Source organism: Nitratireductor sp. GCM10026969 (assembly GCF_042660605.1).
In the GTDB taxonomy this organism is placed as follows: domain Bacteria; phylum Pseudomonadota; class Alphaproteobacteria; order Rhizobiales; family Rhizobiaceae; genus Chelativorans.
In genome coordinates, this window is sequence record NZ_JBHSUM010000022.1 from 29,616 (window position 1) to 44,686 (window position 15,071).

The 15,071-nt window shown below is 65.3% G+C and carries 14 protein-coding genes; 12 read left to right on the top strand and 2 right to left on the bottom strand.

Going from position 1 to position 15,071, the window contains the following annotated elements; all coding sequences use genetic code 11:
- Window positions 1–55: 55 nt before the first annotated feature.
- The 7 genes from ACFP9U_RS07670 (at window position 56) to ACFP9U_RS07700 (ending at window position 7,202) form a co-directional block, all read left to right on the top strand.
- On the top strand, window positions 56–865 hold the full coding sequence (locus ACFP9U_RS07670; RefSeq protein WP_378620291.1) for a DeoR/GlpR family DNA-binding transcription regulator: 810 nt from the start codon (window positions 56–58) through the stop codon (window positions 863–865).
- Between the two features lie 40 nt (window positions 866–905).
- Entirely contained in the window at window positions 906–1,901 is a 996-nt protein-coding gene (gene rhaS, locus ACFP9U_RS07675) for a rhamnose ABC transporter substrate-binding protein (protein WP_378620293.1), read from the top strand.
- Between the two features lie 79 nt (window positions 1,902–1,980).
- Entirely contained in the window at window positions 1,981–3,522 is a 1,542-nt protein-coding gene (locus tag ACFP9U_RS07680) for a sugar ABC transporter ATP-binding protein (RefSeq protein ID WP_378620322.1), read from the top strand.
- Complete coding sequence (locus ACFP9U_RS07685) at window positions 3,519–4,496, top strand: ABC transporter permease (RefSeq protein WP_378620295.1); 978 nt, start codon at window positions 3,519–3,521, stop codon at window positions 4,494–4,496. The genes ACFP9U_RS07680 and ACFP9U_RS07685 overlap by 4 nt, the downstream gene beginning before the upstream one ends.
- Entirely contained in the window at window positions 4,493–5,503 is a 1,011-nt protein-coding gene (locus tag ACFP9U_RS07690; protein ID WP_378620296.1) for an ABC transporter permease, read from the top strand. Before ACFP9U_RS07685 ends, ACFP9U_RS07690 begins: the two co-directional genes overlap by 4 nt.
- Window positions 5,503–5,820 carry an L-rhamnose mutarotase gene (gene rhaM / locus ACFP9U_RS07695; protein ID WP_378620298.1) on the top strand — a complete coding sequence of 106 codons (318 nt, stop codon included), beginning with the start codon at window positions 5,503–5,505 and terminating at the stop codon, window positions 5,818–5,820. The genes ACFP9U_RS07690 and rhaM overlap by 1 nt, the downstream gene beginning before the upstream one ends.
- A gap of 2 nt (window positions 5,821–5,822) precedes the next feature.
- Entirely contained in the window at window positions 5,823–7,202 is a 1,380-nt protein-coding gene (locus ACFP9U_RS07700; protein WP_378620301.1) for an FGGY-family carbohydrate kinase, read from the top strand.
- 24 nt (window positions 7,203–7,226) lie between these two features.
- Here ACFP9U_RS07700 and ACFP9U_RS07705 read toward each other — a convergent pair whose 3' ends face one another.
- Window positions 7,227–8,180 (bottom strand): formylglycine-generating enzyme family protein, encoded by a 954-nt coding sequence (locus ACFP9U_RS07705; RefSeq protein WP_378620303.1) that lies wholly within the window; start codon window positions 8,178–8,180, stop codon window positions 7,227–7,229.
- A complete protein-coding gene (locus ACFP9U_RS07710) occupies window positions 8,173–9,615 on the bottom strand; it encodes a sulfatase-like hydrolase/transferase (RefSeq protein WP_378620305.1) in 1,443 nt (480 codons plus the stop codon). The genes ACFP9U_RS07705 and ACFP9U_RS07710 overlap by 8 nt, the downstream gene beginning before the upstream one ends.
- 117 nt (window positions 9,616–9,732) lie before the next feature.
- Here ACFP9U_RS07710 and ACFP9U_RS07715 point away from each other — a divergent pair, with 117 nt between their 5' ends.
- The 5 genes from ACFP9U_RS07715 (at window position 9,733) to ACFP9U_RS07735 (ending at window position 14,971) form a co-directional block, all read left to right on the top strand.
- On the top strand, window positions 9,733–10,728 hold the full coding sequence (locus ACFP9U_RS07715) for a tripartite tricarboxylate transporter substrate binding protein (protein WP_378620307.1): 996 nt from the start codon (window positions 9,733–9,735) through the stop codon (window positions 10,726–10,728).
- Window positions 10,729–10,791: 63 nt separating this feature from the next.
- Entirely contained in the window at window positions 10,792–11,292 is a 501-nt protein-coding gene (locus tag ACFP9U_RS07720) for a tripartite tricarboxylate transporter TctB family protein (RefSeq protein WP_378620309.1), read from the top strand.
- A 1-nt stretch (window position 11,293) separates the two neighbouring features.
- Complete coding sequence (locus tag ACFP9U_RS07725; RefSeq protein ID WP_378620311.1) at window positions 11,294–12,784, top strand: tripartite tricarboxylate transporter permease; 1,491 nt, start codon at window positions 11,294–11,296, stop codon at window positions 12,782–12,784.
- A complete protein-coding gene (locus ACFP9U_RS07730) occupies window positions 12,771–13,475 on the top strand; it encodes a FadR/GntR family transcriptional regulator (protein ID WP_378620314.1) in 705 nt (234 codons plus the stop codon). The genes ACFP9U_RS07725 and ACFP9U_RS07730 overlap by 14 nt, the downstream gene beginning before the upstream one ends.
- A gap of 47 nt (window positions 13,476–13,522) precedes the next feature.
- Window positions 13,523–14,971: a sulfatase gene (locus ACFP9U_RS07735; protein ID WP_378620316.1), complete on the top strand. Its 1,449-nt coding sequence runs from the start codon at window positions 13,523–13,525 to the stop codon at window positions 14,969–14,971.
- The last annotated feature ends 100 nt before the right edge of the window (window positions 14,972–15,071 follow it).

A 15,071-nucleotide genomic window follows, 5' to 3' on the forward strand; every position in this document is an offset into this window, starting at 1 on the left:
ATATGATTGACACTGTGCGGGATCGGTGTGCAAATAGCCTGCATTGGGAGGAGCCATGCACGAGAAAGAGCGTCATCGAATCATCCTGTCGGCCGTCCAGGAAAGGCCTGTCGTCACGGTCCAGGAGCTCGTCGAACTGACCTCCTCCTCCGAGGCGACGATCCGGCGCGACATTGCGGCGCTGCATGTGCAGAAGCGCCTGCGCCGAGTGCGCGGTGGCGCCGAGGCGATCACGCCGCCGCAGTTCATCGGCCTGGCGGGCCGGCCCTTCAAAGTCAACGAGACCATGCACTCCGCCCAGAAGCGGGCGATCGCCCGCGAGGCGGTGGAGCTTTGCTCGGACGGCGAGCCGATCATCATCAACGGCGGCACGACGACCTTCCAGATGGTGCATTACCTTTCAAACCGGCGCATGCCGATCTTCACCAACTCCTTTCCGATCGCCGAGCACCTTCTGAAGCATTCCAAGAACACGGTGATGCTGTCGGGCGGCACGATTTACCGCGAGCAGAACATCATCCTGTCGCCTTTCGAGAACGACGTGACGCGCAATTTCTATGCCCGGCGCATGTTCATGGGCGCGCAGGGGCTCGGGCCGCTCGGCCTGATGGAGGGCGATCCGCTCCTGATCCAGGCCGAGCAGAAGCTGATCGACCAGGCGGACGAGCTGGTCGTGCTGGTGGACTCCTCCAAGTTCCGTCAGCGCTCGAGCCTGATCCTGTGCGGACTCTCGCGCATCGCGACCGTGATCACCGATGAGGGCATCGAGGACCACGAGGCCAAGATGCTTGAGGAGGCGGGCGTCGGCCTGGTGGTCGCGCGCAGTTCCGTGTCGAAACCGGAGGAGTCGTCGATACCCGCCTGAGACCGGCGACACCGATCATTCGAACCAAAGGGAGGAAGATATGGCATTCTGGAAGAAACTCTTCGCAACGGCGGCGATCACGACCGCCATGCTGACCGGCGCGGCCCAGGCCGACGAGGTCAAGATCGCGCTGGTGGTGAAGTCGCTCGGCAACGGCTTCTTCGACGCCGCGGCCAAAGGGGCCGAGGAAGCTGCCGAGGAGATCGGCGACGTCGAGATCATCTATACCGGCCCGACCTCGGCGACGGCGGAAGGCCAGATTGAGATCGTCAATTCGCTGATCGCCCAGCAGGTCGACGCCATCGCGATCTCGGCCAACGATCCGGATGCGTTGGTACCGGCGCTGAAGAAGGCGATGGCCCGCGGCATCACCGTGATCTCGTGGGACTCGGGCGTCGCGCCCGAGGGCCGTGAAGTGCACCTCAACCCGTCCGACACCGACCTGATCGGCGAGACCATCATCAAGCTTGCCGCCGACTATCTGCCGGACGGAGGCGACGTGGCGATCCTGTCCGCTTCCTCGACGGCGACCAACCAGAACGCCTGGATCGACGCGGCCAAACAAGTGCTGCCGGAGAAGTTCCCCGACATCAACCTCGTCGCCGTCGTCTACGGCGACGACGACTCGGTGAAAAGCACCAACGAGGCCAAGGGCCTGATCGCCTCCTATCCCGATCTCGACGCTATCATCGCGCCGACGACGGTGGGCGTCGTTTCCGCCGCCCAGGTGGTGACGGACATGGACCTGATCGGCGAGATCAACGTCACCGGCCTCGCGCTGCCGTCGGAGTTCAAGCAGTTCATCGACAACGGCGCCAGCCAGGCCGTTGCGCTGTGGAACCCGATCGACCTCGGCTACTCCGCCGTCTATCTCGCCCACTCTCTGGCGACGGATCAGGCCGAAGCCGAGCCCGGCGCCACGCTGTCCATCGGCCGGGTCGGCGAGGTGACGCTCGACGAGAACAATGCGGCGGCCATGGCGCCCCCGTTTCAGTTCGACGAGTCGAACATCGATGAGTTCTCGAAGATCTACTGACCTTCGGCCAACCACGGGTGCGGCGAAGTACGGCTTTGCCGCACCCTCATCCGGTCGCCGGCCGGCTACGGGAATGACCATGCATGCATCGGCTCCAATCAGCGAACTGCGCCAGCCGGAAAGCGCCGCACGGCCGCGGCTGACGCTGGCGGGGATCACCAAAAGTTTCCCCGGCGTGCGTGCGCTCTCCGATGTCAGCCTCGCGCTCTACCCGGGCCAGGTGACGGCGCTGATCGGCGAGAACGGCGCCGGCAAGTCGACCCTGGTGAAGATCCTGACCGGCATCTACCAGCCTGATGCGGGTGAAATCAGGATCGACGGCGCGCCGGTCAAGCTGCCGAGCGCCCATGCGGCCTTCGAAAACGGGATTACCGCCATCCATCAGGAGACGGTGCTGTTCGACGATCTCTCGGTGGCCGAAAACATCTTCCTGGGCCACGCGCCGAAGACCCGGTTCGGCACAATCGACTGGCGCAGGATGCATGCTGAGGCCCGAGAGGTGCTGGACGCCATGCGTGCCGCGCACATCGATCCGACCGCGCGGCTGCGCGACCTCGGCATCGCCAACAAGCATCTGGTCGCCGTCGGGCGCGCCATGTCGATCGACGCGCAGATCGTCATCATGGATGAGCCGACGGCCGCCCTTTCGGCAAAGGAGATCGAAGAGCTCTTCCTCCTGATCGAGTTCCTCAAGGAGGAAGGCAAGGCGATCCTCTTCATCAGCCACAAGTTCGACGAGATCGAGCGCATCGCCGACCGCTACACCGTCTTCCGCGACGGCGAGATGGTGGGCGAGGGCCTGTTGGCCGAGACCGATCAGCGGCAGATCGTGCGCATGATGGTGGGCCGTGCGGTCGACACCATCTTTCCCGAGCGCAAGCCGACGATCGGCGGCCCGCTGCTCAAAGTTTCCGGGCTCTCGCACCCGACCGAATTCGACGACATCAGCTTTGAATTGCGAAAGGGCGAGATCCTCGGCTTCTACGGTCTCGTCGGCGCCGGGCGCAGCGAGGTCATGCAGGCGATCGCCGGCATGACGCCTGTGAGTGCCGGCACGATGACGCTCGCCGGCAGCACAATAGCGCCGAAATCGGCCGCCGACGCCGTCGCCTCCGGCATCGCCTATGTGCCGGAGGAGCGCGGCAGCCAGGGCGTGGTGATCGGCCTGCCGATCTTCCAGAACATCTCGCTGCCCTCGCTGAAGCGGACTTCGAAGCACGGCGTTCTGCGGCTGGCGGAGGAGTTCCGCCTTGCCCGCATCTATGCCGAAAGGCTCGACCTGCGTGCAGCCTCGCTTTCCCAGGATGTCGGCACGCTTTCGGGTGGCAACCAGCAGAAGGTGGTGATCGCCAAATGGCTGGCGACCGAGCCGAAGGTGATCATCCTCGACGAGCCGACCAAGGGCATCGACATCGGCTCCAAGGCCGCCGTCCACGCCTTCATGGCGGAACTGGTCGCAGGCGGGCTGTCGGTGATCATGGTCTCTTCCGAGCTGCCGGAGGTGCTCGGCATGTCGGATCGCATCGTCGTCATGCGCGAGGGCCGGATCGCCACCATCTTGGACAATGACGGACTCGACGCCGAGACGCTGGTGCGGGCAGCCGCGGGGATCGCCGCATGAGGACGCTTTTGAAAAATCGCGAGATCTGGCTCCTGGCCGCGATCGTGCTTCTGATCGGGCTGATCGCCACGCGCTTTCCGGCTTTCGCGGCGCCGGGCAACCTCTTGAGGGTTTTCAACGACACCTCGATCCTGATCATCCTGGCGCTCGGCCAGATGGCGGTGATCCTGACGCGCTCCATCGATCTGTCCATGGCCTCCAACCTCGCCTTCACCGGCATGGTTGTGGCCATGACGAACGCCGCCTTTCCCGAAATCCCGGTGGCGATTCTGATCGCGCTCGCCATGCTGATCGGCGCGGCACTCGGCGCCTTCAACGGCCTGCTCGTCTGGCTTCTGGGCATACCGCCCATCGTCGTCACGCTGGGCACGCTGACGGTCTTCCGCGGCGCCGCCTTCGTGGTCTCCGGCGGCGCCTGGGTCAACGCCGACCAAATGAGCGAAGCCTTCATCAATCTCCAGCGCGGGACGATCCTCGGCCTGCCGGTACTGTCGTGGTTCGCGATCGCTGCGATCGCCGTCTTTTACCTCTTGATGACCCGCACGCCGCTCGGCCGTGCCATCTATGCGATCGGCGTCAACCCGACGGCCGCCGTCTATACGGGCATCGACGTCGGCCGCACGAAGTTTATCGCCTTCGTGATCTCCGGGCTCGTCTCGGGGCTGTGCGGCTATCTGTGGATCTCGCGCTACGTGATCGCCTCGGTGGAAGTGGCGAGCGGCTACGAGCTCACCATCGTGGCGGCCTGCGTGATCGGCGGTATCTCGATTGCCGGCGGCATCGGCAGCGTGGCGGGCGCGGTGATGGGCGCGCTGTTCCTCGGCATCATCAACAACGCGCTTCCCGTCATCAACATCTCGCCCTTCTGGCAGCTCGCCATCTCGGGCGCGGCGATCCTGCTCGCCGTCGTTCTCAACGCCCGTGGCGAATGCAAGAAAGGGCGCATCATCCTCAGGAGGGCGGCAACGGCATGACGACGACGGACCTGACCAAGGCGCGGCGCCACATCCCAGACCGGCTCGACCGGCCACTGGCAGCGGCTCTCTTCAGCTGGGAGATGCTCCTGGTTTTGATCGCCGTTGCGATCTTCGTCATCAACAGCCTCGCCTCGCCCTATTTCCTGAATGCATGGTCGCTGTCGGACCTGACCTTCAATTTCGTCGAGAAAGGGCTGATCGCGCTCGCCATGGCGCTGCTCATCATCTCCGGCGAGATCGACCTGTCGGTGGCGGCGATCATCACGTTCGCCTCGACGCTCATGGGCATGGCCGTGCAGGCGGGCTTCGACACGCCCGCCCTGGTGCTGATCGGCCTGGGGACAGGCCTTGCCTGCGGCGCCTTCAACGGGCTACTCGTGACGCGGCTCGGCCTGCCGTCCATCGTCGTCACGATCGGCACGATGAGCCTCTTCCGCGGCATCGCCTACATCATCCTCGGCGACCAGGCCTACAAGGGCTATCCACAAAGCTTCGGCTTCTTCGGCCAGGGTTACGTCTGGTGGGTAGTCTCCTTCGAGTTCGTCCTGTTCCTGGTTGCTGCCGTCGTCTTCTGGTTCCTGCTTCACCGCACCAGCTTCGGCCGCGCGGTCTTCGCCATCGGCAACAACCGCGTCGCCGCCGCCTTCTCCGGCATCCGCGTGGAGCGGGTGAAGTTCATCCTTTTCTGCCTGACCGGCCTGATGGCCGGCGTGGCGGCGGTGCTGATCACTTCGCGCCTCGCCTCGACCCGGCCTTCCATCGCCTTCGGATATGAGCTCGAGGTCATCACCATGGTGGTGCTGGGCGGGGTGAGCATTCTCGGCGGCGCGGGTTCCATCATCGGCGTGGTGCTCGCCGCCTTCATCATGGGGTTGGTGACCTTCGGCCTCGGTCTCCTCAACGTGCCCGGTATCGTCATGTCGATCTTCACCGGGCTGCTTCTGATCACCGTGATCGCCTTACCGATCCTGTGGAACCGCCTGAAGGCGGCGCGGAGCGGCTGATGCCCGAGAAATATGCCTTCAGGATGAAGCTCAATCCCGGCATGAAGGACGAATACAGGCGCCGGCACGACGCCATCTGGCCCGAGCTGGTGGCGCTCCTGAAGCGGGCCGGCATTTCCGACTATTCCATCCACCTCGACGAGGAGACCGGGACGCTCTTCGGCGTGCTGTGGCGCGCCGACGGCCACACCATGGACGATCTGCCGAGCCACCCGGTGATGCAGCGCTGGTGGGCGCATATGGCCGACATCATGGAGACCAAGCCCGACAACGAGCCGGTCGTCGTGCCGCTCGAAACCGTCTTCCACATGGATTGAGGATGGCTGATATCCGCCACGTCGTCGTCATCGACATCGGCAAGACCAACGCCAAGCTGGCGCTGGTCGACCTCGAAGACCTTTGCGAGGTCGCCGTGCGCAAGACGCCGAACCGGCCGCTGGCCGGCGGCCCCTATCCGCACCACGATATCGAAGCCTTGTGGTCCTTCATCCTCGACGGCCTTTCCGCGCTCGGCCGCGAACATCCCCTCGATGCGATTTCGCTCACCACGCACGGTGCGACGGCGGCGCTCGTCGGTGCCGCCGGCGACCTTGTCCTGCCGGTTCTCGACTATGAGCATGATGGTCCCGACGGTCTGCGCGAGGAGTATGAGACGGTCCGGTCCCCATTCGCGGAGACTGGATCGCCGAAGCTGCCGAACGGCTTGAACGTCGGTGCGCAGCTCTTCTGGCTTGAGCGGACATTCCCGGACGCGTTCGGCCGGGTGGAAGCGGTGCTTACCTATCCGCAGTTCTGGGGCTACAGGCTCACCGGGATCGCCGCAGGCGAGGTTACGTCGCTGGGCTGCCATACCGATCTCTGGAACCCGAGGAAGCGGGATTATGCGTCGCTGGTCGACCGAATGGTCTGGCGCGCGCTCTTTCCGCCACTGCGCCGCGCGGATGCGGTGCTCGGGCCGATCCTGCCCGACGTCGCCCGCCGGACCGGGCTCGACCCGGCAACCCCGGTCGCGTGCGGAATCCACGACTCGAACGCCTCGCTCCTGCCCCATCTCCTCATGCGGGAGCAGCCCTTTGCCGTCGTGTCGACCGGTACCTGGGTGATCGCCATGGCGGTGGGTGGCGGCGATCTGCCGCTCGATCCCGCGCGTGACACGCTGATCAACGTGAATGCCCATGGTGACCCGGTGCCCTCCGCCCGGTTCATGGGCGGCCGGGAGTTCGAACGTGTCATGGACGGTGCGGGCAAGGACTGGCGGGAGAACGACCTTCATGCCGTGCTGTCGGAAGCGGTCATGTTGCTCCCCTCGGTAGAGGGCGGCACAGGCCCTTATCCCGACAGGCAAGGCGGTTGGAGCGGCACGGAGCCCGCCGAAGGCCGGCGCTTCGTTGCCGCCTCGTTCTATCTTGCGCTGATGACGGTCACCTGTCTGGATCTTGTCGGCGCGCGGGGCCAAACCGTTGTCGAAGGCCCGTTCGCTACGAACCGTCCCTATCTGTCGATGCTGTCGGCCACGACGGGGCGCCCGGTGGCGGTTCAGGACGGTGGGGGGACGGGCACGAGCCTGGGCGTGGCCTTGTTGGCGGGTATGCCCGGCACCGCTCCGCCATCCGCGACCATCGGCCCAACCGGCGAGGACGAGGCGTTGCGCCGCTACGCAAAACTCTGGAAAGAGAAGGTCGCCTCCGCCGGGCGATGACGCCAACGGTAAACCGGTGTCCCTCTAACCGTCGAAAACCAGCCGGAAGCCCATGTGGCCGGTCGAGCTGTCGGCGCTGGCGCTGGTGCGTGCGGCGATCCGATAGCGGTAGCAGTAGGACTTGTGGCAAAGGTAGGAGCCGCCCTTGAGCAGCTTCATGCCTTGCGCTGCCGCCGCGCGGTCGGCCTGGCGCGCGCGGCCCCCGACCGAGCGGATGCGGAAGGCGTCCGCGCACCATTCCCAGACATTGCCGGCCATATTGTAGAGGCCGTTGGTGTTCGGCGCGAAGCTGTCGACGGGTGCCGTTGCGAAATAGCCGTCGGCCAGGGTGTTGTCGTGAGGGAAGCGCCCCTGCCAGATATTGCACAATGGCGCCTCGTCCGTCGGCTCGGTCTCGCCCCAGGGGAATATCGCATTCTGCAGGCCGCCGCGTGCGGCATGCTCCCACTCGGCTTCGGTGGGCAGGCGTCCGCCGGCCCATTCGGCAAATGCCGTCGCGTCGCGCCACGAGACGTGCGTGACGGGATGATCCTCCAGCCCGTCGAGCGACGATTGCGGGCCGGAAGGATGCGCCCAGTCCGCGCCCTGCACCTTGAGCCACCACGGCGTTTCGACGACGCTTTGAACCTCCGTGCCCTCCGGCACGAACGCATAAAAGACCAGAGACCAGCCGAAACGCTCCGCGTCCGTGCGGTAGCCGGTCGCCTCGATGAAGCGTTTGAACCAGGCGTTGGTCACCGCGTGGGGATCGATCCGATAAGGGCGCAGGCGATGTGTCCGCGCGGGGCCCTCGCCGTCCTGGCGCAGAAGAGGCGTGTTCGTCCCCGTCACCGCGGTGCCGCCCTTGATGGAAATGAGCCGCGCTGGAGGGGTCTCGGTGCGGGCGCCGGCCGCAACGGCCGTTTGTGCCGCAGGAACGGTCCCGGAGCGCGAGACGGAGGGACAGCAGCGTTTTGTTCTTTCCGCGCATTCACTCATAGCGGTTGCGTCCCGGATGCGGATCGAGCCACCGCGCCGGCTCTTGTGGCCGCGTGGCGCGAACCCATTGGCGGATCACACGAGCCCGCGCCCGATTAAGATCCTGGCGCGTGGCGATCTCTGCCGGATCCCAGCCCTCGAGCATCTTCCGTCCAAGCGCCGAAACGGTCGCCGCGCAGGTGGGGTCGTCCGCCAGATCATTCTGTTCGAGCGGATCCGCCTCGAGATCGAACAGCATCGGCTCCTCGCCATCGAACCAGATGAGTTTATACCGGTCCGTGCGGACCATGCGATGACGCAAGGGAGGAAGGCTGATATTCATGAGCCCGCCATAATAAGCGCTATAGGTCTCGTTCTTCCACCCCACAGACCTTCGCAGGTCGCGTCCGGCGTGTTGCGGCAGGGCAGGGGCTTCGGCCCAGCCCAGGATCGTCGCCGAAAGATCGATGAGATTGGTCACGCGCCCGTCCACCATGTCCGGGGGCATGTCGGGCGCGCGGATCACCAGCGGCACTTTCGCGCTTTGGTCGTACATGACGCTTTTCCACCACAATCCGCGCTCCCCCAGACATTCTCCGTGGTCGGAGGCGTAGATGGTCACGGCATTGTCGAGGCCGAGCGTATCGATGGCGTCGAAAAGCCGGCCGCACAGGCGGTCAATCATGCGCACCAGGCCGTAATAGGCAGTACGGCTTCTTTGCGTCGCCTGGGCCGAGACGGCGTCGATGCCGCCGGCTTCCCGCCAGGCAGCGATCGCCGGGTGATCCGTCTCCGGCGCGCCGAGGGCCGGCGGCGGCACGCGGCCGTCGAAGACGTCGTAGTCGGCACGCCGGGCGATATAGGGTGGATGGGGGCAGAAGAAGCTCACCAGCAGGAAGAAGGGCTTGCCGGAGCGTCGGCGCTGTCCGGCAAGCGCATGCAAGGTCTCGATCGCCTGTTCGGCCACCGCCTTGTCATAGGCCTGATAGGATGTCTCGCCGGCGCCGGAATGCTCCAGTTCCGGCCCCCTGTTGCCGCGCCCCTTCGTCAGCGGACCGATGTCCGGCGGCGGCGCGCCGGGAAAACTCGCGCCGATGTCGCCGACGGGTCGCGCGCCGAAGCCGTGCAACTGATCGGGGCCGTAGAAATGCATGCGCCCCACCAGCCGGCAGTCATAGCCCGCCGCGCCGAGCGCGTGAGCGATGGTCGGGATGTCCGAAGCGAGATAGTCGTCATTGGTGAATACGCCGGAGCGATGCGGCTCGAGGCCGCTCAAGAACGCCATGCGCGAGGGAACGCAGAGCGGGGAAGGGCAATAGCAGTTCTCGAACCGTGTGCCCTGGCTGGCCAGTCGGTCCAGATTGGGTGTCTCGGCGATCCCGTCGCCGGCGCACCCCAGGATACGCGCGGCATGCTGGTCGGTCATGACCATGACGATGTCCGGACGTTCGTCCATGGGCTCCTCCCGCGATCAGTGCATGCTGCTCGACTGGTCTAGACAATAAGGATATGACTAGTATAGTGGTTGGGCCATTCGAGGCAAGTTGAATGGCGCTGAAAGGGAGGAGTTTTCATGGCATATGGACATAGTTTCCATTGGATCTGGCGTTCCGCGCGGTCGTTGGCGCTTCTCGCTATGGCGGCGGGCGCTTTCGGATTGGTCGGTCCAATATCATCGGGCGCGGTCTCGGCGCAGGAATTTCCGTCGAAGCCGGTCAAGGTCATCGTGCCGTTCAAGCCGGGCGGGCGCACCGATGTCGTGGCGCGGCTCATTGCGGAGAAGATCCAGGAGAAGGGCTGGCTCGACGAGGCCATGGCGGTCGTCAATGTTGATGGCGGCGCTGGCGCCAATGCCGTCAACCAGATGCAGCGCGAGGATGCCGACGGTCACACCATCGTGCACTGGCATCACCAGCTTCTGATCGCCGCAGCGATGGATCTGGGCAATTTCGGCCTGGATGACTTCAAGTCCATCGGCTACACCGGCGGCGGCAGCCCGGTCTGGGCGGTGCGCGAGGATGCGCCCTTCGACACGCTGGATGAACTGATCGCGCATCTGAAGGAGGAGCCGCGCAGTCTGGTGGAGGCCGTCGGTATCGGCACGATTCCCCATTTCGTGGGCGCCATGCTAGCCAATGAGGCCGGGTTCGAAACGCGCTACGTGACCGCCAACAGCGGTGCCGACCGCCTGCGTCTCCTGCTTGGCGGCAATGCCGATATCGCCCTGTTCGCCGCTTCCGAGTTCCTGGCGCAGGGCGATGGGCTGAAGGCCCTCGTCTATTTCGGCCGCGAGCGCCTTCCCGATCTGCCCGACGTGCCGACCGCCACTGAACTCGGCTACGACGTCACCTGGGCCAACCCGAACTGGTGGCTGGCCCCGGCCGGCACGCCCGACGAGGCCATGGACGTCCTGGCCGGCGCGTTGGAAAGGGCAATCGCCGATCCCGAGATCGTCGAATACTTCCGCAACAACACGCTCGAGCCGTACTGGATGGACGGCGGGGCGGCGATGGACGACGCCCGGGAGACGCTCGACCAACTCGAGGACGTGGCGGCAACCATCCAGTAGACCGGAGGCGAGGCCGAGGCGGGCAGGGGCAGTCTTCGCGTCGGGACCGTTGGGAGTGGCGCAATGGAACGTTCGCGCAGACAGAGCCGGGAGATGACGGCGGACCTCGTCCTTGCGGGCCTGGTCGCAATCGTGGCGGTGGTGCTGCTTTACGGCGCCGCGTCCCTGCCGCCGCCGCGCTTCGATCCACTGGGCTCGGCTGCCCTGCCAAGGGCATTGGCGGTTCTCATGCTGATCTTCAGCGCCATCATCGCCGGCCGCGCGGTGCTGCACCGGAAATCATCCGACGACGAAGACGCCGCCATGCCGGACGAGGACGTGACCTCGGCGGCGAGCCCGTTGCGCGGTCTTTTGATCCTGGTCGCGCTGGTCGTCTATGTCGGCGCGCTCGATTTCGCCCATGCGCCCTTCGTGCCGGCCACCACCGCCATGATGATGGTGAGCGGGCTCGTCCTTCACAGGGCCGACCTGCGCACGGGCCTGCTGTTCGGCGCCATCGGACTCGGGCTCGCTCTCGCGCTCGGCTACGTCTTCACCCATTTCCTTTATGTGGATTTCGGCTGAAATGGGCGACGCCTTCATCCTCCTGTTCACTTGGCCGAACTTGGCGTTCCTGTTCGCCGGCACCGCGCTCGGCATCGTCGTCGGCGCCATACCGGGCCTGACGGCCTCCATGCTGATCGCGCTGACCCTGCCTTTGACCTTCCACATGGATCCGGTCAGCGCCGTCACGCTCCTGATCGGAGAGTATGTCGGCGGCATTTCCGGCAGTCTGATCACTGCCATTCTGCTGCGGATGCCCGGAACGCCCGCATCGATCGTCACGACCTTCGACGGCTATCCGATGGCGTGCGACAACAGGGCCGAGCGCGCGCTTGCCCTGGGGATCCTCGCCTCGGTCGTGGGCGGCATCATCTCTTGGATGTTTCTCGCCGGCATGTCGCCGGCCCTTGCCCGTTTTGCGCTCCAGTTCGGGCCGTGGGAGTATTTCACGCTGGTGCTCATGGCCCTGGTCATGCTCGCCGCGCTCGCCCACAGCTCCATGGTGAAAGGGCTGCTGGCAGCCGTGCTCGGAATGGCCTTCGCGCTGCCCGGCATCGACAGTTCCACCGGCCAGTCCAGGCTCACTTTCGACCAGGACATTCTGCTGTCGGGTTTCGGGCTCCTGCCGGTACTGATCGGCGCCTTCGCCATCAGCCAGATCCTGCGCGACGCCGCCGCGCCGGTGTCGAAGAAAAAGCCGGCGCTGCCGAAATCGCGTCTGCCGGTCCACTGGTCGGACGCGAAGATGCACGGTCTCAATATGCTGCGCTCGTCGGTCATCGGCACGTGGATCGGCCTGCTGCCAGGCATCGGGGCGAACATCGCGGCGCTTATGGCCTATACCACCGCCAAGCAGGTCTCGCGTGAGCCCGAGCGGTTCGGCACCGGCTATGAGCCCGGCGTGGTGGCCGGAGAGTGTGCCAACAACGCCTCCATCGGCGGGGCGCTCATACCGCTCATCACCATGGGCATTCCGGGCAGCGTTACCGAAGCGATCCTGATCGGCGCGCTGACCATCCACAATCTGCAGCCCGGTCCGCTCCTGTTCCAGAACGCGCCCGAGATCGCCTACGGCATCATCGCCGCCTATCTCGTGGCCAACCTCATCATGCTCGTGCTGATGTGGGGCGCGGTGAAATATATCGCCCGGGTGGCGCAGATCCCGCGCGCGGGGCTTCTGGGGCCGATCCTGATCTTCTGCGTCGTCGGCTCGTATGCCATCAACGGCAGTTTCGTCGACGTGTGGGTGATGATCGCCTTCGGCGTCATCGGCCTCGGGCTGGAAGCCGCGCGTGTTCCCCTCGGACCGTTCGTCATCGGTTTCGTCCTGAGCCCCATCGCCGAGGAGCAGTTGCGCGCATCGCTTATGATGTCCGACGGGAACTTCTGGGAAATTCTCCAGCGCCCCTATGCGCTGCTTTTTCTCGCGCTCGCCGTGCTGACGATGTTCTGGCCGGTCTTCTTGGCGCGGATTCGCAATCGGCAGGGAGTTTTGAAGAATGAGCGTGCTTGAGCTTCCGTCCGGCGGTCGCCGCTATCTGCAGATCGCCCAGCATCTGGCCGACAGCATCAATTCCGGCGTCTTCAAGACCGGAGACCGGCTGCCGCCGGAGCGTGAGCTGGCTGCGACGCTGGAGGTCAGCCGGACGACCGTGCGCGAGGCCCTGCTTGCGCTCGAGATCATGCGCTTCGTGGAGATCCGCCTCGGGGCGGGGGTTTTCGTGCTGCCGGAGAACATGCGCGAGCGCGACCGCGGCGACCTCCTCGCGGTGGAGGAGGTCGGCCCATGGGAGGTCCTGGAAGCACGCCGCGTGGTGGAGGGAGAATCGGCCTTCCGCGCCGCGCAGCGGGCGACCGAGGACCAGCTTGCGGCGATCTTCGATTGCATCGAGCGCATGGAAGCACGCGTCGACGACATACCGCGATTCGACAGGGCGGATGTGGAGTTTCACATGCTGATCGCGCGGGCGGCGGGAAACAGCGTCATCGAGAGCTATGTCGCGCATCTGTGGAAGATGCGCGAAAGCTCGCTCTGGGACCGCTGGTACGACAAGACCAGGCATCCGGCCAACCGCCGTCGTTCCATCGAGGATCACAAGGCGATCTACAAGGCGATGCGGCGGCGCCTGCCGGAAGTCGCCCGCACCGCCATGTGCGCGCACATCGACGTTCTTGCCGAGCGCTTTTTCGACCTGAGCCTGTAGTGCCTGCGGCTCGTCCGCACCGGCATGCCAAACAAGAAGGAGAAAAAATGCCCCAGAAGCCCGATATCGTGATGATCGTCACCGACCAGCAGCGATACGACACGATCCGTGCCCTCGGTGCTGAGCACATGGACACGCCGAATATCGACCGGCTGGTCGCGCGCGGCGTGAGCTTCAGCAATTGCCATGTCACCGCGCCGAGCTGCGTGCCATGCCGCGCCAGCCTGTTTTCGGGTTATTACCCGCACACCACGGGCGTGCTTGCCAACGGGCAGGCCTGGAGCCGGACCTGGGTGTCGAAGCTGCGCGAAGCGGGCTACCACACGGTCAATATCGGCAAGATGCACACCATCCCCTATGACGCGCCGGCCGGTTTCGACGAGCGCTACGTGGTGGAGAACAAGGACCGCTACTACGAGGGCCGCTGGTTCTTCGACGAATGGGACAAGGCGCTCGCCGCCCACGGGCTGAAGAAGCAGCAGCGCGAGGAATACCGCAAGCGCCCCGACTACAAGTCGCGGCTGGGCGCCTTCACCTGGGATCTGCCGCCGCATCTGCAATCGGACAATTTCGTGGGCGGGATGACGAAGTGGTGGCTCAAGACGAAGCCGCTCGAAAAGCCGCTGTTCCTCGTCGTCGGGTTTCCCGGCCCGCACCCGCCCTATGATCCGACCCCCGACTACGCCGACAAATACATGAAGCGCGACGTGCCGCTGCCGCAGGTCGACGACGAGGAGCTTCGGCAGTTGCCGCCGCCCTTCGTGGAAAAGCGGCATCACGACGTGGACGTTGACCATGATTCGGTCGCCTGGGACCTCAACCCCTCCCGCGAGCAGCTCCACCGTCTGCGCGCCTACTACTACGCCAATGTGGAGATGATCGACCGTGAGGTGGGCGAGATCCTCGACGCGCTGGAAGAGGCGGGGCGGCTCGACAATGCCATCATCGTCTTCACCTCCGATCACGGCGATTGCCTGGGCGATCACGGCTTGAGCCAGAAATGGGCCCCTTATGAGGAGGTCACGCGCGTGCCGCTGATCGTCAGCGCGCCCGAGCGCTTCCAGGGTGGGCGTACGGTCGAGGAAATGGTGCAACTCTTCGACCTGGGGCCGACGATCCTGGAATGGGCGGGTGCGCCGCTGGAGGAGTCCTACGAGGCGATGTCGCTCAATCCGGCGCTGGAAGGGGCGGACTTCGCCGGGCGCGACCATGTCTTCTGCGAACAGGGCGGCGACGTGAACTTCACCGGTGCCGACTACCTGACCATGGTCCGCTCGCGCACCCACAAGCTCGTCCACTTCGCGGGGGAACGGTACGGGCAACTGTTCGACCTCGAGAACGACCCGCACGAGCGGCGCAATCTCTGGGACGAGCCCGAGGCGACGGCGGTCAAGCAGGCGCTCTTGAACACGCTCATGGAATGGCACGTCGACAGCACGGTGCGCACGCATGGCATCCGCCGGCGCACGGTCGTCCCGATCGTCGAACCGGCATGAACCGCGGGCGCCGTCCCGTGGCGGCGCCTCTCCGGCCGACGGTCAATCGTCCAGCGGGATCACGCGCAACGGGTCGCCGCCGTCGATGTACAGGCGCCCT